The sequence below is a fragment of the Paenibacillus sp. BSR1-1 genome, from assembly GCF_030403775.1.
Classification (GTDB): Bacteria; Bacillota; Bacilli; order Bacillales; family Cytobacillaceae; genus Neobacillus.
The window spans coordinates 33,446-56,375 of record NZ_JAQMWQ010000010.1; the positions used below are offsets into that span (position 1 = coordinate 33,446).

General features: G+C 39.4%; 24 protein-coding genes. 19 read left to right on the forward strand and 5 right to left on the reverse strand.

Annotated features, from left to right (window positions below; translation table 11 throughout):
- Positions 1 to 65: 65 nt before the first annotated feature.
- The 6 genes from PH210_RS15425 (at position 66) to PH210_RS15450 (ending at position 6,940) form a co-directional block, all read left to right on the forward strand.
- Positions 66 to 1,082 carry a 4Fe-4S binding protein gene (locus PH210_RS15425; protein ID WP_289986720.1) on the forward strand — a complete coding sequence of 339 codons (1,017 nt, stop codon included), beginning with the start codon at positions 66 to 68 and terminating at the stop codon, positions 1,080 to 1,082.
- 293 nt (positions 1,083 to 1,375) lie between these two features.
- Positions 1,376 to 1,978, forward strand: a complete 603-nt coding sequence (locus PH210_RS15430; RefSeq protein WP_289986722.1) for a TetR/AcrR family transcriptional regulator — start codon at positions 1,376 to 1,378, stop codon at positions 1,976 to 1,978.
- Positions 1,979 to 2,080: 102 nt separating this feature from the next.
- A complete protein-coding gene (locus tag PH210_RS15435) occupies positions 2,081 to 2,446 on the forward strand; it encodes an SCP2 sterol-binding domain-containing protein (protein ID WP_289986724.1) in 366 nt (121 codons plus the stop codon).
- Between the two features lie 378 nt (positions 2,447 to 2,824).
- Positions 2,825 to 3,190 (forward strand): SCP2 sterol-binding domain-containing protein, encoded by a 366-nt coding sequence (locus PH210_RS15440; protein WP_289986725.1) that lies wholly within the window; start codon positions 2,825 to 2,827, stop codon positions 3,188 to 3,190.
- Between the two features lie 36 nt (positions 3,191 to 3,226).
- Positions 3,227 to 5,116 carry an AMP-dependent synthetase/ligase gene (locus PH210_RS15445; protein ID WP_289986726.1) on the forward strand — a complete coding sequence of 630 codons (1,890 nt, stop codon included), beginning with the start codon at positions 3,227 to 3,229 and terminating at the stop codon, positions 5,114 to 5,116.
- A 108-nt stretch (positions 5,117 to 5,224) separates the two neighbouring features.
- Entirely contained in the window at positions 5,225 to 6,940 is a 1,716-nt protein-coding gene (locus PH210_RS15450) for a WG repeat-containing protein (RefSeq protein WP_289986727.1), read from the forward strand.
- A gap of 36 nt (positions 6,941 to 6,976) precedes the next feature.
- Here PH210_RS15450 and PH210_RS15455 read toward each other — a convergent pair whose 3' ends face one another.
- Both PH210_RS15455 and PH210_RS15460 read right to left on the reverse strand, forming a co-directional pair.
- Positions 6,977 to 8,065, reverse strand: coding sequence for a CopD family protein (locus tag PH210_RS15455; RefSeq protein WP_289986729.1), 1,089 nt, complete (start codon positions 8,063 to 8,065; stop codon positions 6,977 to 6,979).
- Entirely contained in the window at positions 8,066 to 8,656 is a 591-nt protein-coding gene (locus PH210_RS15460; RefSeq protein WP_289986731.1) for a copper resistance CopC family protein, read from the reverse strand.
- Positions 8,657 to 8,913: 257 nt separating this feature from the next.
- Here PH210_RS15460 and PH210_RS15465 point away from each other — a divergent pair, with 257 nt between their 5' ends.
- From PH210_RS15465 to ypzF, 4 genes are all read left to right on the forward strand, one after another.
- Positions 8,914 to 9,213, forward strand: a complete 300-nt coding sequence (locus tag PH210_RS15465; RefSeq protein WP_289986732.1) for a DUF5658 family protein — start codon at positions 8,914 to 8,916, stop codon at positions 9,211 to 9,213.
- Positions 9,214 to 9,324: 111 nt separating this feature from the next.
- Positions 9,325 to 10,470: a DEAD/DEAH box helicase gene (locus PH210_RS15470; RefSeq protein WP_289986733.1), complete on the forward strand. Its 1,146-nt coding sequence runs from the start codon at positions 9,325 to 9,327 to the stop codon at positions 10,468 to 10,470.
- An 820-nt stretch (positions 10,471 to 11,290) separates the two neighbouring features.
- Positions 11,291 to 12,760 carry an amidase family protein gene (locus PH210_RS15475; protein WP_289986735.1) on the forward strand — a complete coding sequence of 490 codons (1,470 nt, stop codon included), beginning with the start codon at positions 11,291 to 11,293 and terminating at the stop codon, positions 12,758 to 12,760.
- Between the two features lie 56 nt (positions 12,761 to 12,816).
- On the forward strand, positions 12,817 to 12,951 hold the full coding sequence (gene ypzF, locus PH210_RS15480; RefSeq protein ID WP_263297732.1) for a protein YpzF: 135 nt from the start codon (positions 12,817 to 12,819) through the stop codon (positions 12,949 to 12,951).
- A 37-nt stretch (positions 12,952 to 12,988) separates the two neighbouring features.
- On the opposite strand, the gene PH210_RS15485 is transcribed toward ypzF, so the two are convergent.
- Positions 12,989 to 14,527 (reverse strand): FAD-dependent oxidoreductase, encoded by a 1,539-nt coding sequence (locus tag PH210_RS15485; protein ID WP_289986737.1) that lies wholly within the window; start codon positions 14,525 to 14,527, stop codon positions 12,989 to 12,991.
- Between the two features lie 135 nt (positions 14,528 to 14,662).
- Between PH210_RS15485 and PH210_RS15490 the strand changes: the two genes are divergently transcribed.
- Complete coding sequence (locus PH210_RS15490) at positions 14,663 to 15,571, forward strand: phosphotransferase (protein ID WP_289986738.1); 909 nt, start codon at positions 14,663 to 14,665, stop codon at positions 15,569 to 15,571.
- Here PH210_RS15490 and PH210_RS15495 read toward each other — a convergent pair.
- Positions 15,568 to 15,714, reverse strand: a complete 147-nt coding sequence (locus tag PH210_RS15495; RefSeq protein WP_289986739.1) for a hypothetical protein — start codon at positions 15,712 to 15,714, stop codon at positions 15,568 to 15,570. The two genes, PH210_RS15490 and PH210_RS15495, sit on opposite strands and share 4 nt — an antisense overlap.
- Positions 15,715 to 15,818: 104 nt before the next feature.
- The gene (locus PH210_RS15500) at positions 15,819 to 16,193 is read right to left on the reverse strand and encodes a DUF1360 domain-containing protein (RefSeq protein ID WP_289986740.1); all 375 of its coding nucleotides are present in this window, start codon (positions 16,191 to 16,193) and stop codon (positions 15,819 to 15,821) included.
- Between the two features lie 112 nt (positions 16,194 to 16,305).
- On the opposite strand from PH210_RS15500, the gene safA reads away from it, so the two are divergent.
- The 8 genes from safA to efeB all read left to right on the forward strand — a co-directional run bounded on the left by safA (position 16,306) and on the right by efeB (position 22,911).
- Complete coding sequence (safA, locus tag PH210_RS15505) at positions 16,306 to 16,920, forward strand: SafA/ExsA family spore coat assembly protein (RefSeq protein WP_289986742.1); 615 nt, start codon at positions 16,306 to 16,308, stop codon at positions 16,918 to 16,920.
- A gap of 142 nt (positions 16,921 to 17,062) precedes the next feature.
- Positions 17,063 to 17,410: a lmo0954 family membrane protein gene (locus PH210_RS15510; protein WP_289986744.1), complete on the forward strand. Its 348-nt coding sequence runs from the start codon at positions 17,063 to 17,065 to the stop codon at positions 17,408 to 17,410.
- Between the two features lie 104 nt (positions 17,411 to 17,514).
- Complete coding sequence (locus tag PH210_RS15515; protein WP_289986745.1) at positions 17,515 to 18,159, forward strand: PspA/IM30 family protein; 645 nt, start codon at positions 17,515 to 17,517, stop codon at positions 18,157 to 18,159.
- A gap of 75 nt (positions 18,160 to 18,234) precedes the next feature.
- Positions 18,235 to 18,978: a cell wall-active antibiotics response protein LiaF gene (gene liaF, locus PH210_RS15520; protein WP_354669995.1), complete on the forward strand. Its 744-nt coding sequence runs from the start codon at positions 18,235 to 18,237 to the stop codon at positions 18,976 to 18,978.
- Positions 18,975 to 20,024: a sensor histidine kinase gene (locus tag PH210_RS15525; protein ID WP_289986748.1), complete on the forward strand. Its 1,050-nt coding sequence runs from the start codon at positions 18,975 to 18,977 to the stop codon at positions 20,022 to 20,024. Before liaF ends, PH210_RS15525 begins: the two co-directional genes overlap by 4 nt.
- The gene (locus PH210_RS15530; RefSeq protein WP_289986750.1) at positions 20,017 to 20,649 is read left to right on the forward strand and encodes a response regulator; all 633 of its coding nucleotides are present in this window, start codon (positions 20,017 to 20,019) and stop codon (positions 20,647 to 20,649) included. Before PH210_RS15525 ends, PH210_RS15530 begins: the two co-directional genes overlap by 8 nt.
- Positions 20,650 to 20,775: 126 nt before the next feature.
- Positions 20,776 to 21,624, forward strand: coding sequence for an iron uptake system protein EfeO (gene efeO, locus PH210_RS15535; protein ID WP_289986751.1), 849 nt, complete (start codon positions 20,776 to 20,778; stop codon positions 21,622 to 21,624).
- Positions 21,625 to 22,911, forward strand: coding sequence for an iron uptake transporter deferrochelatase/peroxidase subunit (efeB, locus tag PH210_RS15540; RefSeq protein ID WP_289986753.1), 1,287 nt, complete (start codon positions 21,625 to 21,627; stop codon positions 22,909 to 22,911).
- The last annotated feature ends 19 nt before the right edge of the window (positions 22,912 to 22,930 follow it).

Below are 22,930 nucleotides of genomic sequence, written 5' to 3' on the forward strand. Positions count from 1 at the left end.
TTTATATCACATACCCTGTTTTTCCAGTTTCTTATAGTAAAAGTATTAGGAATGGAGGAATGGTGATGAAATCAAAAGCTTGTTATAAGAAACAACTGAAGCGGAAGCCTGTTCAAATTACTAGATATGCCGTTCAGGCTGTGTTTCTTTTGTTTTTACTATATGTAGGTCTTACTTTCTATCAATTTTATATGCACTTTGAGACGCTTGGAAAAACCCCTTTTGTGGAAAGACCATCGGCTGTTGAGGGATTTCTTCCAATCAGTGCGCTAGTTGCCTTAAAGGTATGGTTGACGAGCGGGGAGTTTGATCAAATCCATCCGGCCGGTCTCGTTTTATTTGCTTTCTTTGTTGGTACAGGAATTATTTTTCGAAAATCCTTTTGCAGCTGGATTTGCCCTGTGGGAACGGTCAGTGAAGGGACTGCCTGGCTCGGTAAAAAGATTTTTAAGAGGAATTTCGAAATGCCAACGTGGCTCGTTTGGCTGTTAACTCCCCTAAAGTATTTATTACTCTTATTCTTTATAAATATGATTATTTCAATGCCAATCTACAGCGCCAAGGCATTTTTAAATGATCCTTATAATAAAATTTCTGATGTGAAAATGCTTTTGTTTTTCTTGAATATCAGCGGATTCGCTTTAAAATTTATTATTGTTATCTTTATCTTATCGCTGTTCTTCAAGAACTTCTGGTGCCGGTTTCTTTGTCCATACGGTGCGATGATTGGGCTAGGCAGCATCCTTAGAATCACCAAAATCCGTAGAAATGAAGATACCTGTACAAACTGCGAAATGTGTACAAAGGTTTGCCCTCAGCGTTTAAAGGTTCATAAGGTTAAAACAGTTAATTCTCTTAATTGTACAGCCTGCATGTCCTGTGTGGAGGCCTGTCCAATCAAAGATACATTGAATATGACGGTAGTGAATAAAAAAGTTAACAAATGGTTCGTGCCGGTTGGCTTCTTCGCTCTCTTTATCTTGATTGTCGGAATTGCCAAAATGACAGGGCACTGGGAAACAATCATTTCCTATAATGAATGGAAACAATTAATACCTGAAGCAAATTATGTTGGCCATTAAGAATTAGGCAGCTGATTTTGAAGGCTGCTTTTTCTTTTAAAAAAGGCTATTTTCGCAATGAATTGTTGTTTTTCGCATAAGTTCATCAACCCGTAAAACATGATTCCTCGTGGCATCTTTTCGTAAGAACATTTGCGGAAATTGCCTAGAAACTTTGTAAATAACTCTTAAAAAGTTCTAAAAGCAACAAAGGTTACGAAAAGAGCCTTAAAAAAGAATCTTGTGAAACGAATTAATATCTTTTAATATTTAAATTATACGTTTTCGTACGAAAGAGATTGGACTGATGAACAATGCTATTTGTTGAGGAAATGCCAAAAGAGGCAAAAGATAAAATCCTTTATGCCGGTCTATCATTATTCACAAGCTCCGGTTTTAAAAATACCTCTGTCCTAGATATAGTCGAGATGGCAAGGGTATCTAAAACAACCTTTTATCAACACTTCACCAGTAAAGAGAATTTGATGGCCGGACTTTTTGAGGTACTATTCTCAGAAATTATAAGTGAGGTTAAACAAGCGAGTGAACAAGAAAATCGCTATGCTTATAAAGCCTATTTTGGAATTCGGCGTTATATCGAAATTTGCTTTTCGGATGTTAAAGTTGCAGGCTTAATGCTCGTGGAATCAGTCGGTGTATCCCAAGAAGTTGAAAAAGTAAGGAGCGATGCGCACCGACGCTTTGCCCAGCTTATTTTTACGACAGTTCAAGGACTGCTGCCCTCAACTGTTTCAGAGATTGAAATGCAGCTCGTTTCGCAGGCGATGGTTGGAGCTATAAATGAAGTAGTTGTCCAGAACTATAATGTAGATGGAGGAACACGAGTCAGTTATGATGACCTCGCCCGCCTCCTTAACCGAATTGTAATTAGTGCATTCGTTAATCTTGCCAATTAACGGATGCTTTTTTTTTTCAAAAAAGTTCAAAGAATCTTCACTGTATAATACCAATACGTATTAGTATTATAGGGATATACACTTATAAAAGGAGATTTACAAATGGCAAAAGCAATTCAAGCATATACTTTACCAGAGTTGATGACTAGGATTGAGGAAATATTTAATGCAAATCCTGCCCCGATTAAGGGCTTTGAAGCCATTGTTCAATATGACATTCACGGGGAGGCAGAAGGATCCTATCAACATTTTTTCCATGATGGAACATTAACGATTAAGGAAGGCATCGAAGCTTCTCCAAATGTTATCATGGCATTGTCATATGATAACTTCAAAAAGTTTTTATTAGGAAAACAAAGTGGGACCATGGCTTTATTGACTGGTAAGGTAAAAGCAAAGGGTGACATCAGCACGGGAATGAAAATTGAAAGCATTCTCCGTAAATACAAAATTAAAGAGCCATTATAATCATTTCAAAAGACAAACGGGAAGTCGTCGTCCCCTTTGTCTTTTTCTTTTTAATAGGCATTGTTTAAGGGCATTGTTGACTTTTAACACTGTTGATTGGAGCGGAAGGCGCGAGACTCCTGCGGGAGTACGGGGCAGGGGAGACCCCGCAGGCGCCAAAGCGCCGAGGAGGCTCCCCGGCACGCCCGCGGAAAGCGAAGCGCCTGGAGTGTAAATCAACAACTAAGTTTAACAGAGCTTTTTAATTAACACTTTTTACATGTTGAAAAAATGTCGAAAAATATTGGTTGTTTGATACGAATACGTATTGGTATCATGTGAATAAGATAATATACTGAATTTATGGAAAATTCATATGTGTTAAAGGAGGGCGCAGGAATGTCGAAAAAAATAGAAGAGTATTCTTTAGAAAGTCTAATGAAAAAGATTGAAGAGTTATTAAATGCAAATCCGGCTCCTTTTCAGGGGGTTAATGCAAACTATCAATTTGATATTGATGGGGAGGAGTCAGGGGTTTACCAGCTCCACTTTCAGAATGGAAAAGCCGCCGTGCAGGAAGGCTCTGATACACCTGCTGATTGTAGATTGATCATGTCACTAGCAAACTTCCATTTATTTTTGTTAGGAAAACTAAATGGGACGATGGCGTTTATGACTGGAAAGCTAAAAATTAAAGGTGATCTCGGCAAAGCGATGAAAATAGAAAGCATATTACGGCAATATAGTGTGAAAGAACAACTCTAATAAACCTAATTGTTAATTTTCGGGAGGTGGTGTCACATGAAGGCAAAAAATTTAGTAGAAATGGTATCCCAATCAGCCGAACGATTTTCCGAGAAACACGCATTTTTATGGAAAAAAGAGGGGAGGTTTCAAGGCATCAGCTATTATTCCTTTTGGGAAAAAGTAAAACACATTGCAGCCGGACTTGCTCATCTAGGAATAAAGCGAAATGACAAGGTAGCTATTTTATCAGAAAACAATCCTTATTGGCCTGTTGCAGATTTAGCTATCATGAGTCTTGGGGCAGTATGCGTGCCGATTCACTCCACCCTGCCTCCGGAGCAAATAGATTACATTTTGCAAAACGCTGAATGTGCTTTCATTTTTGTTCAAGATGAAAAGTATCTAAATAAAATCCTTCGTAATGGTAAAGCTCCCATTCCAACAGCGATTATTTTTCCAAGGGAGAATTTCAAAGAAACTGAAGCCCTATTTTCCTTGCAGCATTTAGCCTATATTGGATCCGTCAATCCCTTCGATAACTGGGAGGAAGGATGGAATGATTTATCAAGATGGGACCTCGCTACCATCATTTATACTTCAGGAACCACCGGTAAACCAAAGGGTGCTATGCTGACCCATGGAAATATCCTTTCCAATGTGGAAGGGATTCAATTCTGGGTGCTAGAAGCAAGGCCAGATGATATTTTACTTTCTCATTTGCCCCTCTCCCATGTGTTTGAGCGCATGGCCGGGCAATTTATGCCACTATCTGTTGGGGCAACCATTGCCTATGCGGAAGGAATTAATAAGGTCCAGGAAAATCTTTTAGAGGTCCGGCCTACAGTGCTGGTCAGCGTTCCCCTTCTCTTTGAAAGAGTCTATGCCCAAGCCCAAAAGATGGTGGAAACGGGCACACCCTTAAGAAGAAAAATTTTCAATTGGGCAATCAATATTGGCATAAAAAAATATGACCATTATTTAAAGTTAACTTTTGATGATGCAATGAAAAATGGATTTTTGCCAAAAGAAATAAAGAAAAGCTGGAAATTCGCCAATGCTTTTGTTTATAGCAAAGTGAAAAAGAAACTGGGGGGGAGAATCAGGGGACTTATTTCTGGGGGAGGTGCCCTTAATCCGGAAATCGGGAAGTTTTTTTGGGCAGTCGATATCCCAGTACTCGAAGGCTATGGGCTAACAGAAACCTCACCAGTTGTATGCAGCAATCCAATGAATCGGTCAAAGGTTGGCACGGTTGGCAAGCCACTGCCAAACCTAGAGGTTAAGATCGCTCCAGATGGAGAAGTGCTGGTAAAAGGCCCGAGTGTGATGAAGGGATATTACAAGGATGAAAAGGCAACAGATGAAGCATTTAAAGATGGATGGTTTTTAACGGGTGATATTGGAAGGTTTGATGAAGAAGGCTTTCTAAAAATTGTTGACCGGAAAAAAAGGATTATCGTGCTGACAACCGGAAAAAATGTCGCTCCTCAGCCAGTGGAAAATGCCATTACACAAAGTATCTATATTGATAATTCAGTTTTAATCGGCCAGGACAGAAAATATGTGATAGCCTTGATTACACCAAACTTAGAAAATCTCTTGTCATGGGCAGAAAAGAAAGGGCTTTCAGGGGATTTCCAGCAGCTGCTGAAAGAAAAAGAAGTACAACTTCTTTTAACCAAAGAGGTAGCCAGATTCACCCAACAATTTGCCCGGTATGAACAACCGAAAAAAGTGGTTATCATCGGGAAGGAATGGACAGTGGAAGATGGGGAATTGACACCATCCTTAAAGGTCCGCATCCCGGAAATTCAAAAAAAATATAAAGAAGTTATTCATCATGCTTATACGGAGGAAATGTTTATCGATATGCAAATCGCGGCAAACGAAGTAGCCGTCGGATTATCACTTGAGTTTAGCAGAGGGAAAGAGCATTCATCTTAATCAACAGCTATTGTGGAAATAGCTGTTTTTTTCATCCATTGGAAAGTGAACAAACCAAAAGCCCATATTTTTCATATACATATAAAAAAATAAAATGGGTGAGCTCTAATGTTTGAAAATGAAAGAACGGTTTATCTTTTTCCAGCTTCAATAAAAGAAATTGGAGGGAACAAATGGGGATATATCAATGAAAAGGGGAAATTCATTCTTCCACCCATTTATGAAAATGGCGGCGATTTTCAGGATAATGGATTAGCAATCGTAAGGGCAATGAACCATGCGGGTGTCATCAATTCATCAGGATATTTTATTGTGAAACCAAAATATGATACCATCCACCCATTTTCAGAAGGGAGGGCCACCGTCATTGATCATCAGGGGTTTAAAGTGATTGATGAGAGTGGAAAAGAGATTACTTCAATAGCTTATTCCTATATAGGGGATTACAAACAAAGCCGGGCATTAATCGCTGATTATACTAAAGATGGCTGGTATAGGTATGGATATTTAAATAAACGAGGGAAAGAAGTCATCCCCCTTACCTATGAGTCTGCCAGTGATTTTACAGATGGCAGGGCAGTTGTAAAAACTAATGGAGGCAGATTTGCCTTAATTGACCTTACTGGGAAGGAAGTAAAATCGTACCCTTTTTATTTTGTCGGCAATTATGGCCAGGGGATGATGACATTTCAGATACGTGCCAATGAAAAATTTGGTTATATCGACGAACAAGGCAAGATTGCCATTGAGCCCAAGTTTTCAAGTGCCCAATCTTTTATTCATAGTCGAGCCATAGTCAATGTTTCGGAGGATAATAAAGAGCATTATGGATTAATTGATCAGACAGGCGGCTATATTATTAAACCAAATTATAATCAAATAGAATATCTAGATGAAAACCGTTATTCGATTGGTAAAGCGATTGACCCCTCTAAACCATTTGCTGGTTCTAAATATGCTGTTGCTGATGGTGATGGGCGTATTTTGACAGGTTTTATTTATAATGAGATTAGCAAATTTACAGATGGTTTTGCTTCAGCCTCCGATAATCAAAATACCTTTTTTATAAATAAGAGAGGTCAGCGAGCTGGGCATCTTCCCATTGTGAATGGAAGCGGAAGATTGCAGTTTGAGAAAACACTTATCAAAGGTGAAATCGATTTTCGACTTATGTATCTTTCTAGTAAAGGTGAGATAATCTGGAAGCAAAATACGGTGATTCCCCTCAACGACCAATATAAAGTATTAGAGCAGAAATACAAGCCGAATAAGGACTATTTGGTTTATTTTCCTCAAATACAGGGGATGGGAAAGAGTGAAAGTGTAAATGCCGCATTAAAGGAGCTCTCTGGGGTAAAGGCTATACCATCCCATAATCAATTAGATTCCAATTATTTGGGGGACTTTGAAATTACGTTTTTTAAAGGGAATTTAGTGGTTATAGAAATACACGGCTATAATTACCCTTTTGGTGCTGCCCACGGAATGCCAGTAAAAAAGTATGCTCATATCAATCTCAAAACAGGTTCCTTGTATAGCCTAAAGGATTTATTTATGCCAAAAAGTCCATATGTAACAACAATTAGTGAGATTATTAGCAAACAAATCAAAAGCGATTCCGAGTATTCCTATGTTTTCCCCAATAGCTATAAAGGGATACAAGCTAATCAACCTTTTTTTATCGGTGACGAGTCTATAAATATCTATTTTTCCCCCTATGAAATCGCCCCATATTCTGCAGGATTTCCAACCTTTAGGATACCGTTTAAAGAGGTAATGAGTATTATTGACCAAACAGGTGAATTTTGGAGGTCCTTTCATTAAAAGAAGCGTGAATCTAGCAGATTCACGCTTCTTATTTTACACACTTATCATAAGCGCTAAGTATCCAATAACGATGAATAGTAAGCTCAAAACAAGGGCTAAAAATTTCGGTGCCTTTTTTATGAAAGAAAAAATCATCAAGATTAAGAAAAATACTGCCCATACCATAAGGCTTTGCGATGCAATTCCAGGTGAAAAATGTAACGGGAACGTTGGATCACCTTGATGCGATAGGCTAAATAGCTTTGAAGCTCCTTCAGCTTTAATTGTTGTTTTAATATCATGGGGCGGTGATTCCTGGCCTAACGCGCCGGTTATTGCAAAGATAATTAACACGAGAATACTTTCAAGCCTCATCCAAGGAATTGGATTAAAGGGAGCCCCTTTTGATAGCTTATTGCGAATGAGGACACTGTTGATAAATGCAAAGACAAGCAGCGGCACAATCGCCAAATGCTTCAACAACAGTGCCTGGCCATAGGATAACGGCCATGTATTGGCATAGTCGCTTAAATCCATAACAAAGGACATTAAGGAAATACCAGTGATGATGATGGTAAGTAAACAAATGATAGCGATTGGTGAAAACCATTTTAAAAATTTCAGCCAATTGTCATGATTCTTAGAGAACCAACTTACGACAATAAGGATGCCTATCCAGGTACTTACAGCTAAAAAATGGGCAGTATGAATAAAAAAACCTGGCCATCTTGATAAAGAGCTGGCATGGCTGGACCATCCAAGAGCAGCGATTAAAGCAAGGGTAAAAATTAATCCAGTTATTGAGAAGTGCGGTTTTCCCTCTAGTTTAATCGGAATGAGATAAATAAATAAAATAAAAGAAATAACCCCCGTGCTAATCCACGACTTTCCAACCTCAAAATTGGTCAAAACAGACTGTATGGTAATACCCAGTCCAAGGTCCTTATATAAATAGAGAATAATTTTCAATACCGGAATAAAGGAAAACAGAGCAATTCCAAGAGCAGCTGCTAATAAAATGCCTTTTGGAACTTTAATTGAAGGACGAGCTGTTTCTGGAACGAGATGAAAGATAAAACTGCCCAGCAGCAAAGAAAAGCATAAATAAAGCAAAGCTTCGCTAATGATATTTACTACAAACATTTAAGCATGCTTCCTTCGATAAAAGAACCAGTAGCCGCTCATAACGAAAATAATCAACAATGCGACAGAACTAGGGACAACATAGTCTTTAAATGAAGGCTTCATAGTTTCGGTATTTTGGGTCTGTAAGGCAGTATTCTCAACCTTCTTGGGTGCAGCAGCTTCTTCAGTTTTATTTTTATCAGCTGTTTTCATTTCATTTGATGCTGATGCTGCAGCAGTGGTAGTTTGGCTTGCTGGTAATTGAACAGAAAATGGTATATCTCCCTCAAGTGGATGTCCGTCCGTCCCGATAATTTTCCAATGAATTTTATAACCGCCGTTTGGCAGTTCATTGTTCAATAATCCGATTAATTTATTCCCTTCAAGAGAGAATTTGGAAAGTGGTATCGCGGCTCCTTTTGTATCCTCTAAAGTAAATGTGCTGGTGCTTTCTAAAGTTGTTTCAAAGGTAAGAGCTATTTCCTTTAATGGCTGGGTTAGCACTTCTCCATTTTTGGGGGATGAAGATTCTAAATGCGAATGTGCAAATACAGTAGTTCCTAATAGAAAAAACAACATTGATGCAATAAGAGAGATTTTCTTAAACATCATTTTCAACTCCGTTATATTGTTTATCTTGCTTGTTGTTCATTCTATCATCAATTCATCTAGGTTTTATCATTTTGGCGCCATTGTTCACAAACCTTTCAAAAATAATCTCTTTCATTTTTCGAGAAAATATTCTTAATTAAGAACTGAAATGTTCTTAATTTTATATTATCATATAACTATGTCCATATTCCGTACGTATCAGCATAAGAATTAGTAGAAACAATGGATACTAAATATTGATTATGGGGGAAATCATGAAATTTTGTTTATTCCTATTGTTTGCAGGTATATTAGATGCCGTCCTGACACATTTTGGGATTGTATCGGGTTTCGTAGAGGAAGGAAACCCAATCATGGAGTTCTTCATTGAAAAAAGCTGGTCTTACTTTTATCTAATAAAAATTCTCCTGCCAATTATTCTGATAGGTCTGGTTTCCTTTCGTCCATTTAAAGGAGGGGTTCGGACGCTATTAGTTTCTGCCTGCGTACTTTACTTTTCCGTTCTTATATACCATATCGCCTGGATCCTTCTTTATTTTAATACATCGATATAATCCCATAGAAACTAGACACACCTTGGTTATTAAGTTAGTATCAATACGATATGGATTGATCATTGCAAAAAACAAATACTATGAAAAAAGAGTTTAAATAAGGAGTATTTTATGTTGAACAATTTAAAGCCATTTTTACAGGAAGCGTGGGAGAAGTCTGGATTTGAAACGTCCACTTCTATTCAAGACGCTGCCATTCCAGTCATCCTTGAAGGAAAAGATGTAATTGCCGAATCGCCAACTGGTACAGGGAAAACACTTGCATATTTATTGCCATTATTAAATAAAATCGACCCGGCCGTCCAATCTCTGCAAGCTGTCGTTTTAGCCTCTTCGCAGGAACTAGTTATGCAGGTTTATCAAGAATTCCAAAAGTGGTCGGAGGGAAGCGGAATACGCGGAACTTCCATTATAGGCGGAGCAAATCTAAAGCGTCAGCTGGAAAAATTAAAAAAACGACCTCAGGTAATTTTTGCAACTCCTGGCCGCTTGCTTGAACTGATCAAGCAGAAAAAAGTAAAAATGCACGAGGTGAAAATGGTCGTGCTGGATGAGGGAGATCAGCTATTGATTCCTGAACACCTTGGCACAGTCCAAAATATTGTTAAATCAACGATGAGTGACCGGCAAGTTGTGTTGTTCTCAGCAACGATGAAAACAGCAACAGAAAAATTAGCAAAAGATTTAACTAAGGAACCTGAAGTTCTTCGTATTGAAAAAGATGAAGTGGCTTCCTCTGGAAAGGTGGAGCACATTTACTTCCTATGTGAACCAAGGGATAAAATTAAGCTCCTTGAAAAAATAGCCCGGATAGAGGGGAGTAAGTCGCTGGCGTTTATCAATGACATCGGGGAGATTCAGGTTTTTAAAGAAAAGTTACATTTTAAAGAGCTATCTGTCGGAATTTTACATAGCGACATGAAAAAATTAGACCGGCAGGCTGCGTTAAAATCCTTCCGCGATGGCAAAATGAAAATGCTGGTTGCCACAGATGTAGCGGCAAGGGGCCTTGATATTCAAGGGGTTACCCATGTAGTTCAAATTGATTTTCCTAAAGACATCACCCAATATGTCCACCGCGCAGGAAGAACAGGCCGAATGGGTGCAGATGGAATCGTTATTTCACTTGTCACAGAAAGAGAAGAACGGGAATTGAAGAAATATTGTAAAGAGTTGAATCTTCCTCTTCATAAAAGAATCTTTTTCAAGGGGCAAATTGCAGAGGAAATTGAAAAAGGGCAAAAACTGCGGAAATAAGGAAAAAGATATTGGCTTGACTCTATTTAAAACTCATTACGGTTACGTAGAATTTCTACGTGACCGTTTTTGTTGTTCAAGGACCTTTATGGTCACGTAGACCGCTTATACGTAACCGTATTATGAGTCGTAAGCTAGTTTGAGTCACGTAGACCGCTTATACGTAACCGTATTAGGAGTCGCAAGCTAGTTTGAGTCACGTAGACCGCTTATACGTAACCGTATTAGGAGTCGCAGGCTAGTTTGAGTCACGTAGACCGCTTATACGTAACCGTATTAGGAGTCGCAGGCTAGTTTGAGTCACGTAGACCGCTTCTATGTGACCGAATTGGAAGTCGCAAGCTAGTTTAAGTCACGTAGACCATTTCTACGTGACCGTATTGGAAGTCGCAAGCTAGTTTGAGTCACGTAGACCATTTCTACGTGACCGTATTAGAAGTCGCAAGCTAGTTTGGGTCACGTAGACCACTTATACGTGACCGTATTGGAAGTCGCAAGCTAGTTTGAGTCACGTAGACCGCTTCTACGTGACCGAATTGGAAGTCGCAAGCTAGTTTGAGTCACGTAGACCATTTCTACGTGACCGTATTAGAAGTCGCAAGCTAGTTTGAGTCACGTAGACCGCTTATACGTAACCGTATTAGGAGTCGCAAGCTAGTTTGAGTCCCGTAGACCGCTTCTACGTGACCGTATTGGAAGTCGCAAACAAGTTTGGGTCACGTAGTTACTTCTTTGTGAAAAATCCCCTATTTTTATGTAGCAAAAAAAGGATTTGTTCCGCCTGTCTTGAATAAATAAATTGAAACGGAGGGGAAAAACGATGGAAAATCCAAAATTAAAGAATTTGCTTAATGAATGGCTGGAGGAAGCCACGTTAAGCGAGATGCAGGAGAAATTAGAAAGCGGAGAGATTACTTCTAAAGAGCTTGTTTTGATGTATTTACATAGAATTTCGAGCTTTGATAAAGAGCTTCGTTCCGTTCTGGAGGTAAATCCAGACGCGTTACATATTGCTGCAGCGCTTGATGCTGAACGAAAGGAATCAGGACCGCGCGGCCGTTTGCATGGAATACCCATTTTAATAAAAGATAATATTGATACACACGACAAAATGCATACAAGTGCGGGGTCTCTTGCTTTAAAGGATTCCATTGCACCTAAAGATTCCTGGGTTGCGGAACAATTGCGCAAAGCAGGCGCAATTATTCTCGGAAAAACAAATATGACCGAATGGGCGAATTTTATGGCCATCGGCATGAAAAGTGGCTATAGCTCACGAGGTGGACAAGTATTAAATCCCTACGGCCCTGGTAAATTTGATGTAGGCGGCTCAAGCTCGGGCTCAGGGGCAGCCGTTGCCGCAAACTTTGCAGCGGCCGCTGTCGGAACAGAAACATCTGGTTCCATATTAAATCCTTCCTGTCAAAATTCACTTGTAGGAATAAAGCCAACCGTCGGTCTCATTAGCCGAAGAGGTATTATTCCAATCGCGCATACCCAGGATACGGCGGGGCCGATGGCTCGAACAGTGGAGGATGCAGCGATATTGCTAACAGCATTGACTGGAAAAGATGAAGAGGACGCAATCACCCAAACAAATCCACTATTTAATATTGATTTCACTGAATACCTGTTAAAGGATGGCCTTAAAGGAAAAAGAATCGGGATCGCCTTACAAGGATTCATTGAGAATTTAAGTGAAGAAAAACAAAGGGCTGCCGCCCTAGCAATAGAGGTATTAAAATCAACAGGAGCAGAGGTAATCGAGAATATTGAGATTCCTTCTGCAAATGTTGACTGGAAATATGATGTTTTAACCTATGAATTTAAACCTGATTTAAATGTGTATTTGAGTAGTTTGCATCCATCCATTAAGGTCAGATCTTTAAAAGAATTAATTGAATTCAATAATCAAGATGAAGAGAAGATGCTGAAGTATGGTCAGGAAGTGCTGATTGAATCCGAAAAAACGAGCGGCTCCTTAACTGAAGCAGAGTACGTCCAAGTTTTGGAATTTGATTTGTATCATTCCACCCGCCAAGGAATTGATTTTGCTTTAGAAACTTATAACTTGGATGCAATTGTTTTTCCACATGAAGAGGGCTCACATATCAGCGCGAAGGCAGGCTATCCATCGATTGCAGTCCCCGCAGGCTATACGTCAGATGGAGAACCGGTTGGGATTACCTTTGCTGGCACTGCCTATAGTGAGCCAATCCTAATACAGGCAGCCTATGCCTTTGAGCAGATGACAAAATTCAGAAAACCGCCTGTGCTAGAGAAAGAATAAGTCCATTTGTTTTCACTCATACTATCAATGAATTTCTCAAAAAGGAGCTGACAGCAGTGGGAAGAACGAAACTGGGAAATGCCAATGCCAATCGTAATAATAATCGAAAAAAGGGCATGAGAAACAGCGAAGAACTGGTTGAATTTACAACTGGTGAAGACTTAAAACGGAATCGTCCAAATAGTAAATAGCGAATAACGCCTCCTAACAATTAGGAGGCGTTAATTATTATATTTGCTCTTCTTCCTTAAGCAATTCCAATGCTCTAAGTGCAGGTCCCTCAATCACATCACCGGAATAGGCATAGCGGGAACCATGGCAAGGGCAGTCCCATGTTTTTTCCGCAACATTCCATTCACATTCACAGCCTAGGTGGGTACAGGTAGTGTCAACAATATAGAGTTTCCCGTCCTTATCCTTGTAAGCTCCTGCTCTTTTACCATTATACATAACAGCTGAGCCTTCCCCATTCTGCAAGTCCTCTGGATTCTTTGGCACAAATTCCAGCTTCCCTTTGATCAGATGCTTAGCCACATCAACATTTGCGGTAATAACATTTTTTAGTTCTGGGTCTGCTTGGAAGCGGGAAGGGGAATATAATTCTTTGTATGGATTTTCTCTATTCAAAACATAATCAGTGAGCAGGTGGCCAGCGAAAATGCCTGTAGTCATGCCCCACTTTTTATAGCCTGTTGCTACTAAAATATGCTCCCGCTCAGAGGTGATTGGACCGATATAAGGGACTTTGTCCAGTGTCACTAAATCTTGAGCAGACCAACGGTAAGCATATTCTTTTATGCCGAAGACATTTTCAGCAAATGCCTCCAGTGCATCATAATGCGCCATCGTATTGATCCCCTGTCCAGTTTTATGTTTTTCTCCGCCGATGATGATAAGCTTTTCATTCCCGTCAAGCGGTGTATAACGGATCGAGCGAGGCGGGCTTTCGGCACTTATGTACATACCGCCTGGATAGTCTTTATCTGTTTTTATACCAATGGCGTAAGACCGGCTCGCATACATACGTGCAAAAAATAGACCCACTTTATCAGAAAATGGAAAATGCGAGGCCATAATGACCTTATTGCATGTAACTGTATTTTCATTTTTGGTGATAATTTTTGGCTGGCCGTCATCGTCATCAATCTCATCAGCCGTTGTATTTTCATAAACAGCACAGCCATTTTTCACTGCTTCATCCAGAAGGCCTCTCAAAAATTTTAAAGGATGATATTGGGCCTGGTTGCTCATTTTCAAAGCGGCTTTTGCAGGAATATTAAATGGAATCGTATCCTTTATAGCACCATCAATACCCAGCCTTTTATAAGCCTCCCATTCGGTTTGCAGCTTGTCTACATATTCTTCGGTAGTTGCATATATATAGGCGTCTTCCTTGCTAAAATCGCAGTCAATCCCTTTTTCATTCATTGTTCTTTCTACAAAATCAATGGCACTAGAGGTGGAATCATAGTATTGTCGAGCCTTTTCCTCACCAAAATGATTGATTAGCTCATCATAAAGGATATCATGCTGTGCCGTTAATTTCGCAGTTGTATGACCTGTTGTCCCATTTAAAACACTGCCGGCTTCTAAAAGTGCAACCTTTACCCCCTCTTTTGAAAGTAAATAGGCTGTTGTAATACCCGTTATTCCTGCTCCGACAATCGCAACATCTACCGTTATATCTTCGTTTAATTTTTTAAAAGCAGGTAATTCAATTTCACGCCAATATGTTTTTGGAAACTGCGGGATTTTCTCTGACGTCATATGTACTCCTCCATTTTACAAAATGATCTCCTGTTTAATTTTTCCTAAAATGATAAAATTAATCTAAGAGTAAAAAAGAAGAACCTTTCCTGGTGGGCAAGGCTCTTCTTCTTTTGAAAGATGGAGGCTTGATGAATGACAAACCCTTGGACGCCGGAAATTGAATTATCCTTTCAAGAAGCGAGCGAACTTATTGGTAAACAATTTTCTCAGCTTAATCCCATACATATTAGCTTTTTAGGACTAGGTTTTGATAACACTGTCTTTAAGGTAAATAATCAATACATTTTTCGGTTTCCTAGGAGAAGCATTGCGGTGGATTTATTAAAAACAGAAAATCAGCTTTTGCCACACCTTTCTCAAAACCTTAATTTACCTATCCCAACGCCCATATTTTTCGGAAGACCCAGCAGTACATATCCATGGCCATTTACTGGTTATCAAGCTGTTAACGGAGAAACACCATACCAATTAACAGAAGAAATAAGACTTTTATCGGTTGAATCAATGGCAAAGTTTTTACGAACGCTTCATCAGTTTCCAATCGACACGGCTAAAAACCTTCATGTACCAAATGATCAGCTGAATCGATTAAGTATTCCAATCAGAAGAAAAAAATTAGAGGAAAATGTAAATAAAGCTGTCGCAGATGGATTGATAAAAAATAAAAAAGTGATAGGGAATTATCTTAAAAGGTTAAAAAATGTTGAGGTAAATCAAGAACTTGCCCTTGTCCATGGTGATATTCATTTTAAGAATCTATTAGTGGACAACAATGGATTGATTACAGGCGTTATTGACTGGGGAGATGTGCATATCGGACATCGTGCTGTAGATTTATCGATTGTCTACAGTTTTTTCCCGCCTGCAGGCAGAAAACGTTTTTTTGAAATTTATGGCAATGTAGACGAAATCACGATGTATTTAGCTAGATTTAAGGCAATTTTCACAAGTATAATGCTGGTTAGGTTTGCCCATGACCAAAATGATCAAGAAGCCTTCGATGCTGCCGGGCAAGCATTAGATATGGCCTTAGCGGATTAAGGAGATTCATTTTCTTCGGGAATAGGATCAATTCGTTTTGCATCATCAGAATTAAGACCATTTCTTAAAAAATGAATCCAGGTTCCTACTGCAAAACCAAGACACAGAAGAAATCCGATGGTTGTGATCCACAAAAGAGCCACTGTAAATCCCCCTTTAGTTTAGCCTTGAGCGTCCAAGGAAGCTCTAGCTTTCTAAAATATATGCATAAGGGGGATTAATTTTTCCAACCTTTACCGTGTTTTCTTTATTCCTTTTTCTTCAATTCAGCATAATAATCGACTTTTTTAATATTAACGCCCACAAAGGTTTCGATAATGGACTGACCTCCAGCAATCGAAAAAATCAATATAACCACATAAGTAATCTTTGGGAATAATAAGTAAGCTGCCCCGAAGAAGATGGCACTCCAAACGCCTGCACACCAATAACACTTCAATAAATACCCAAACATGGAGGTCGGGACTTCCTTTGTTTCGGTTCCATTTTCTGTTTCCACTTTCACTTTTTTCACAAATGGCTTCCGGATGGATTCGGTAATTTTATCGAAAACAATTAAATGGGTGAATCGGTAGCTTGCTAAAATTAACATGATATAGGTCATCCACGATATGTCTTTCAAATTTAGTCCTCCAAAACCTTTTGAATTCAACGTCTTAGTTAGAGATTTATTTTTCAGGTCCTGTATATTTTGAGCTTGAAATCAAAAATATATATTCGGAGGAGGCTAAAAAATGAAAAAATCTTTTTGGTTTGGTTTAATGTTTCTACTTTCTCTTTTCTGCATTCCAAGCGTTTCATTTGCCCAGCAAATTTATACGGTTCAGCCGGGAGACTCGCTATGGAAAATTGCTGTCAGGTATCAAGTGGGACTTTCAGAAATTATTTCAGCAAACCCGCAATTTAAGAATCCTGCAATGATTTATCCTGGTCAAAAGGTAACCATTCCAGACTTAGGCGGGGTTAAATCGATTGAAAACCAGGTTATTTCGCTGACGAATCAGGAACGGGCGAAAAATGGGCTAAAAGCGTTAACACCTGACTGGGAGCTTTCAAGGGTGGCTCGCTATAAGGCCATGGATATGCGGGACAAAAATTATTTTAGTCATACTAGTCCAACCTACGGCAGTCCGTTTGACATGATGAAGAAATTTGGTATTCAATATACCTCTGCAGCTGAAAACATTGCCGCAGGACAAACCACTCCAGTTTCAGTCGTCCAAGCATGGATGAACAGCTCAGGACACCGTGCCAATATTTTAAGCACAAGATCGACTTATATTGGTGTAGGCTATGCTGCCGGCGGTTCAAAACGATATTATTGGGTTCAGATGTTTATTTCAAAATAAAACAAGAAGGGTCAGTTTCTTATAAGAGACTGACCCTTTCTACGTCTCAGGTCTGAGTTGAAAATCAAGCTCTAGCGCAATTATGGGAGATAAAGAAAAAAGGTAAGATGATATCAAGATAAAGAAAGGAGTGAAAAACAAAATGAAAAAATTTGGTTTACTTTTAGCAGGTGTGATTGCGGCAGTCGTTTTACTGTCAACAATCGGTCCGATGGTGGGGCTGCTCGTTAGCCTCGTGCTCCTGTATTTTATATTCAAACAGTTTTTAAAAGCAAAATCGACTGGAGCAAAAGTCGGTCTAGGGATTATTGGTGCGATTGTCCTAGTGGCTTCTATCCATAACATACCTGCCATCATTGGCGTAGCAGCAGCATATGTGCTTTACCTTGTTTATAAAAAATGGAACGAGAACAAGCATACCAAAATTAAAGAAGAATCAGATCCATTCGTGAATTTTGAAAAACAATGGAATGAATTAAAAAATTATTAAAATATGTGTGAGTTTGAGGTCATTATTGATTTTGAAACTCTGTTGATTGGAGCGAACATCAACATCCAAGTTAAAAGAACTTAAAATAAAAGGAGAGAATGAACATGACAAACCTGTTTACAAGAATTAAAGATACCATTACTGCTGATTTACATGAAGCAATTGACAAAAAGGAAAAGCAAAACCCAATTGCACTGCTTAATCAATACCTCCGTCAGTGTGAGCAGGAGACGGAAAAGGTTAGAAAGCTTCTGGAACGTCAATACACACTAAAGGATGAATTCACTAGGGAATACCAACAGGCCGTAGAATTAACCGAAAAAAGAAAGCATCAAGCGGAAATTGCCTCAAAGGCAGGCGAAACAGAGCTTTATCAGTTTGCGACAGCTGAGTTTCAACAGTATTCCGACCGTGCCGAGCGTCTAAGTGCTTCCCTTGAACAAGTAAAAGGCCAGCTTGAAGAATTAGAAAGAAAGTATCAGGAAATGAAGCACAAATTAAAGGATATGCATCTTCGCCGGATGGAATTAATGGGCCGAGAAAATGTTACACGCGCTAACCTTCGGATCAATCAGGTTCTAGATTCTAATTCTTACTCTGATAAGTCATTCTCAAAATTTAAGGAAATTGAAAACTACCTAGATCGACTAGAACATCAAGTAAATAGTTCATTTTACCGCAGCACCATAGATGCCAGGATCGCTCAATTAGAAAAAGAAATGAAACTGGAAGAAAGCAAGTCCATTTAATGTAAAAACATGGTATGCTAAAAAAGACGTAGTTTTACGTCTTTTTGGCAATTGATAAATTCACAAAAAGGGAGGGTGGGCCATTTGTTAAAAAATAAGAAAAATGAATATACAGGCTGGTTAGTTGTCATCGGAGCAGTTGTTCTTCTGCTTGAAATATTGTTTTTCAATCCTGGGCTTATTTTCTCCCTTTTTGTTTCTGGCGGTATGATTTATTTGGGCCGTAAATGGTCAGGAAAAAAGAAAGGGAAAGTTCTGTTCTACGGTGGGATCATTTTCTTGGCTATTAGTATTTTATCAATGAAAACCTTCAAGTTTTTATTATTTGCTATCCTTTTGCACTATATTATTCAATTCTATCAATCGAAAAAGAATCCAAAGAAAATCCCGCTGGTCTTAACAGAATCAGACAAAGTCCCACATGAGGAAACACTAATTAAGAGCAAGCCGCTCTTTGAAAATATTTTTTTCGGGCAGCAAAAAACTCCTTCAGGCGCCTATGAATGGGAGGACATCAACATCCAGGCAGGGATTGGCGATACCAGCATTGATCTTAGCTATACCATGCTTCCAAAGGGAGAAACAGTTATTTTTATTCGTAACATTATCGGAAATATTCAAATACAAGTCCCATATGAATTGGAAGTAAGTGTTCATCATTCTTGTTTGACTGGTTCCACGTCTGTTTTTGATCATCATGAATCAAAAGTTTTTAATCAAGTCTTTCACCTAAAAACACCGGGATATGAAACCGCAGAACAAAAAGTGAAAATCTTTACATCGTTATTGGTGGGGAATTTAGAGGTGAGCCGGATATGAGCGCAACCCAGCGGCAAATTGTATGGAGTGTCACCTTTTCCTTTCTAACTGCTATTATTGTCTCAGCCATTTTTCTGAATGTGTTCCCACTTTCGGACTGGTCCCAAGTATGGGAGCGCCATTTCATGGGGATTCCATTCATAGTTTTTATTCCAGCTTTTAGTATTGCAATAGGAATTCTACTAGGCGCCTACTCTGGTGTTTTTTGGAGAAGACAGCTAGTGGATGTGGAGCAGGCATTACATCTGCTTGAAGAAGGAAAACAACATGAGGTAAAACCAAAGCCTTCCTTAAGTGAAATTCAAAGTATCGCCAAGCGAATCGATAAAATAGGTAAACAAATGTCCGAGCAGGCAAAGCTCTCGCAGCGCCTTGCAACGGAAAAAGTAGAAGATCTTGAATCGAAAATTCAAGAAATTATTGAACAGGAACGGAATCGTCTTGCCCGCGAACTTCATGATTCCGTCAGCCAGCAATTATTTGCGGCATCGATGATGATGTCGGCAATCAATGAAACAAAGGAACAAACCGAAGAAACGCGGGAAGCGAAACAATTGAAACTAGTAGAAGAAATGATCCATCAATCCCAGCTTGAAATGAGGGCTCTCCTGCTTCATTTGCGGCCGGTTGCCCTAAAAAATAAGACCCTTCAGGAAGGAATTGAGGAGCTCTTAATCGAATTATCACAAAAGGTAACAATGGATATTAACTGGAAGGTGGAAGCTTTTCCGTTAGATAAAGGGGTAGAAGATCATCTTTTCCGGATCCTGCAAGAGTCGATATCAAACACACTAAGGCATGCAAAAGCAAATAAGCTCGAGGTCCTGATGATTAAAAGAGATGATCTTGTTATTTTAAGAATTGTCGATGATGGCATAGGTTTTGAAGTGGATGAAATGAAAGCAGGCTCCTATGGAATGCAAAACATGCATGAGCGGGCGCTGGAAATTGGCGGTTCGTTAAAAGTGATTAGTGTAAAAAATAAAGGGACAAGGCTGGAAGTGAAGGTTCCGGTGATGGTAAATGGAGATGGTGTAAATGATTAGAGTAGTATTTGTAGATGATCATGAAATGGTGCGAATCGGGGTTTCTTCTTACCTTTCAGCACAGCCTGATATTGAGGTTGTTGGCGAGGCTGATAATGGAAAAAAAGGGGTGGAATTAGCACTAGAACTCCGCCCGGATATTATTTTAATGGATTTAGTCATGAAGGAAATGGATGGAATTGAGGCGACAAGGCAAATCGTTGAAAAATGGCCAGATGCAAAGGTCATAATCGTGACAAGCTTCCTCGATGACGAAAAGGTCTACCCTGCCCTTGAGGCTGGAGCGACAAGCTACATGCTTAAGACCTCAAAAGCAAGCGAGATTGCCAATGCCGTCCGCGCTACATACCATGGCCAGTCAGTATTAGAGCCAGAGGTAACCGGCAAAATGATGGTGAAAATGCGCCAGAAGACCCAGCACCTGCCACACGAAGACCTCACCAGCCGTGAACTAGAAATCTTACTTCTTATGGCCCAAGGGAAAACCAATCAGGAAATAGCCGATGAATTGTTTATCGCACTCAAAACTGTTAAAACCCATGTCAGCAATATTTTAAGCAAGCTAGATGTTCAGGACCGCACCCAGGCAGTAATCTATGCATTTAAACATTCCTTAATAAAGTAATTTTTAAAGGCTTTCCAATAATAAATTGGAGAGCTTTTTATTTTTTTAGAAAAAAATAATTGAAAATTATTCTCAATAAATATATGATAATGATTATCATTGTTATTTAAGCGGAGGTTTTTTTATATGAAATTATTAAAAGTATCTGGAGTTCTAATTTTATCTAGCAGTCTATTATTTGGCTGTTCTAATACGGACAACAATTCAACTGCAGAAAAAGCAAAAGAAACAAAGGATAAATCAGCAGAAGCTTTTAAAGGGGTAACAGATGATTACCGCCAATATGCTATAGGTGAAATTGAAGAATTTGTAAAGGCAACAGAAACTTTTACCACTGCAGTTAAAAGCGGTGATATTGAAAAAGCGAAAGAGCTATATGGAACATCTAGGATGCATTATGAGCGTGCCGAACCAATTGCAGAAGTTTTCGGGGATCTCGATCCTAAAATTGATGCGCGGGAAGGGGATGTGCCTGAGGCAGAATGGACAGGATACCACCGTATCGAAAAAGGATTGTGGGTTGAAAACACCACAAAAGGTTACGAGCAGTATGCTGACCAGCTGATGAAAGATGTGAATCTCTTAAGGGCTAAGGTAGATACTGTTGATGTAACACCAGAGCTATTAATTACAGGAGCGGTTGATCTTTTAAATGAAGTATCAACCTCCAAGGTCACCGGAGAAGAAGATCGATATTCTCATACCGATTTATACGACTTTGCAGCAAATGTCGAGGGTGCGGAAAAAATCTATCAGCTTCTTAATCCGGTATTAACGAAAAAGGATGCGGCACTTTCAAAGGATATTCAATCCAAGTTTGATAATGTTTATAATCTATTAAACAAGCATAAAAAGGATACTGGTTATAAATCTTACACTGATTTATCTCAAGCGGAAGTAAAGGAGCTTAGTCAGGCTATCGATGCTCTGGCTGAACCACTTTCTCAAATTGGAATTGTAACGGAGGCGTCCTAATTGACTAATAATCCAAACAGCATAGAAACACCTAATGAAAAAAAGATTTCGAGACGAGATGTCCTGAAAACAGCAGGTGTTGGCGGGGTGGGGGTGCTACTAGGAGCATCAGGATTTGGCGGCTTGCTCTCCATGACCGAAAGCAAGGCCGTTACAAAAGAATCTGCTGAAATCGTCTCGTTTTATGGGAAACACCAAAGCGGTATTACAACAAAAGCACAAAACCATATATATTTTGTTTCTTTAGATGTGACAACATCAAAAAAAGAAGATTTGATAAAACTATTCAAAGATTGGACAAAGGCCTCGGCACTAATGACTGAAGGGAAGACAGTTGGTGAACTTTCCAGCAATGAGTTTCTTCCACCTAAGGATACAGGGGAGGCGGCAGGATTATCTCCATCGAATTTGACGATTACCTTTGGAGTCGGACCGAGTCTTTTTGTAAAAAATAATCAGGATCGTTTTCGGTTAAAGCAGAAGCAGCCCAAGGAATTAGTCGATCTTCCGAAATTCCCGCTCGATGCTTTAGAAGAGGAGTGGACAGGCGGAGATCTCTGTATCCAGGCATGCGCGGATGATTTGCAGGTGGCCTTTCATGCTATCAGAAACTTGATCAGGATTGCTCGGGGAAAAGCCATATTACGCTGGGCTCAGACAGGCTTCCAGCGGAGCAAGCAGGCTGATACAAAAAATGAAACACCTAGGAACTTGTTTGGCTTTAAAGACGGAACAATAAACCCGGATGTGAATAGCGAAAAAGAAATGAACGAAATTGTATGGGTGCAGCCAGGAGATGGTCCCAATTGGCTTGTGAATGGCAGTTATCTCGTTGTCCGCCGTATTCAAATGTTTATTGAAGTGTGGGACCGCACATTATTAAAAGAACAGGAGAATACCTTTGGACGCCACCGTGTAAGTGGTGCGCCTCTAGGTCAAAAAAATGAATTTGATAAACCCGATTTCAATCACAAAGATGAAAACGGACAAGTTTTTATTCCTGCTGATTCACACTTCCGGCTATCTAGAGGGGATGGGACACAAAAAATTCTTCGCAGGGGCTTTTCCTACTCTGATGGTATGGATGTAAAAACTGGTGCCCTAGATGCAGGCCTCCTTTTCGTGGGTTTTCAGCGGACGCCAAGCAGACAATTTATCCCTATTCAAACTCGATTGTCGAACATGGATAAATTAAACGAATATATTTCACACCGCGGCAGTGCCATTTTCGCTTGCCTGCCTGGAACAAAACAGGGCGGTTTTATTGGAGAGACACTATTTAATTAGTGTTTTTCCTTTTATAGAG

Coding starts and splice junctions, on each gene's coding strand:
- PH210_RS15425 (WP_289986720.1), top strand. CDS start 66: ATGAAATCAAAAGCTTGTTATAAGAAACAACTGAAGCGGAAGCCTGTT.
- PH210_RS15430 (WP_289986722.1), top strand. CDS start 1,376: ATGCTATTTGTTGAGGAAATGCCAAAAGAGGCAAAAGATAAAATCCTT.
- PH210_RS15435 (WP_289986724.1), top strand. CDS start 2,081: ATGGCAAAAGCAATTCAAGCATATACTTTACCAGAGTTGATGACTAGG.
- PH210_RS15440 (WP_289986725.1), top strand. CDS start 2,825: ATGTCGAAAAAAATAGAAGAGTATTCTTTAGAAAGTCTAATGAAAAAG.
- PH210_RS15445 (WP_289986726.1), top strand. CDS start 3,227: ATGAAGGCAAAAAATTTAGTAGAAATGGTATCCCAATCAGCCGAACGA.
- PH210_RS15450 (WP_289986727.1), top strand. CDS start 5,225: ATGTTTGAAAATGAAAGAACGGTTTATCTTTTTCCAGCTTCAATAAAA.
- PH210_RS15455 (WP_289986729.1), bottom strand. CDS start 8,065: ATGTTTGTAGTAAATATCATTAGCGAAGCTTTGCTTTATTTATGCTTT.
- PH210_RS15460 (WP_289986731.1), bottom strand. CDS start 8,656: ATGTTTAAGAAAATCTCTCTTATTGCATCAATGTTGTTTTTTCTATTA.
- PH210_RS15465 (WP_289986732.1), top strand. CDS start 8,914: ATGAAATTTTGTTTATTCCTATTGTTTGCAGGTATATTAGATGCCGTC.
- PH210_RS15470 (WP_289986733.1), top strand. CDS start 9,325: ATGTTGAACAATTTAAAGCCATTTTTACAGGAAGCGTGGGAGAAGTCT.
- PH210_RS15475 (WP_289986735.1), top strand. CDS start 11,291: ATGGAAAATCCAAAATTAAAGAATTTGCTTAATGAATGGCTGGAGGAA.
- PH210_RS15485 (WP_289986737.1), bottom strand. CDS start 14,527: ATGACGTCAGAGAAAATCCCGCAGTTTCCAAAAACATATTGGCGTGAA.
- PH210_RS15490 (WP_289986738.1), top strand. CDS start 14,663: ATGACAAACCCTTGGACGCCGGAAATTGAATTATCCTTTCAAGAAGCG.
- safA (WP_289986742.1), top strand. CDS start 16,306: ATGAAAAAATCTTTTTGGTTTGGTTTAATGTTTCTACTTTCTCTTTTC.
- PH210_RS15510 (WP_289986744.1), top strand. CDS start 17,063: ATGAAAAAATTTGGTTTACTTTTAGCAGGTGTGATTGCGGCAGTCGTT.
- PH210_RS15515 (WP_289986745.1), top strand. CDS start 17,515: ATGACAAACCTGTTTACAAGAATTAAAGATACCATTACTGCTGATTTA.
- PH210_RS15525 (WP_289986748.1), top strand. CDS start 18,975: ATGAGCGCAACCCAGCGGCAAATTGTATGGAGTGTCACCTTTTCCTTT.
- PH210_RS15530 (WP_289986750.1), top strand. CDS start 20,017: ATGATTAGAGTAGTATTTGTAGATGATCATGAAATGGTGCGAATCGGG.
- efeO (WP_289986751.1), top strand. CDS start 20,776: ATGAAATTATTAAAAGTATCTGGAGTTCTAATTTTATCTAGCAGTCTA.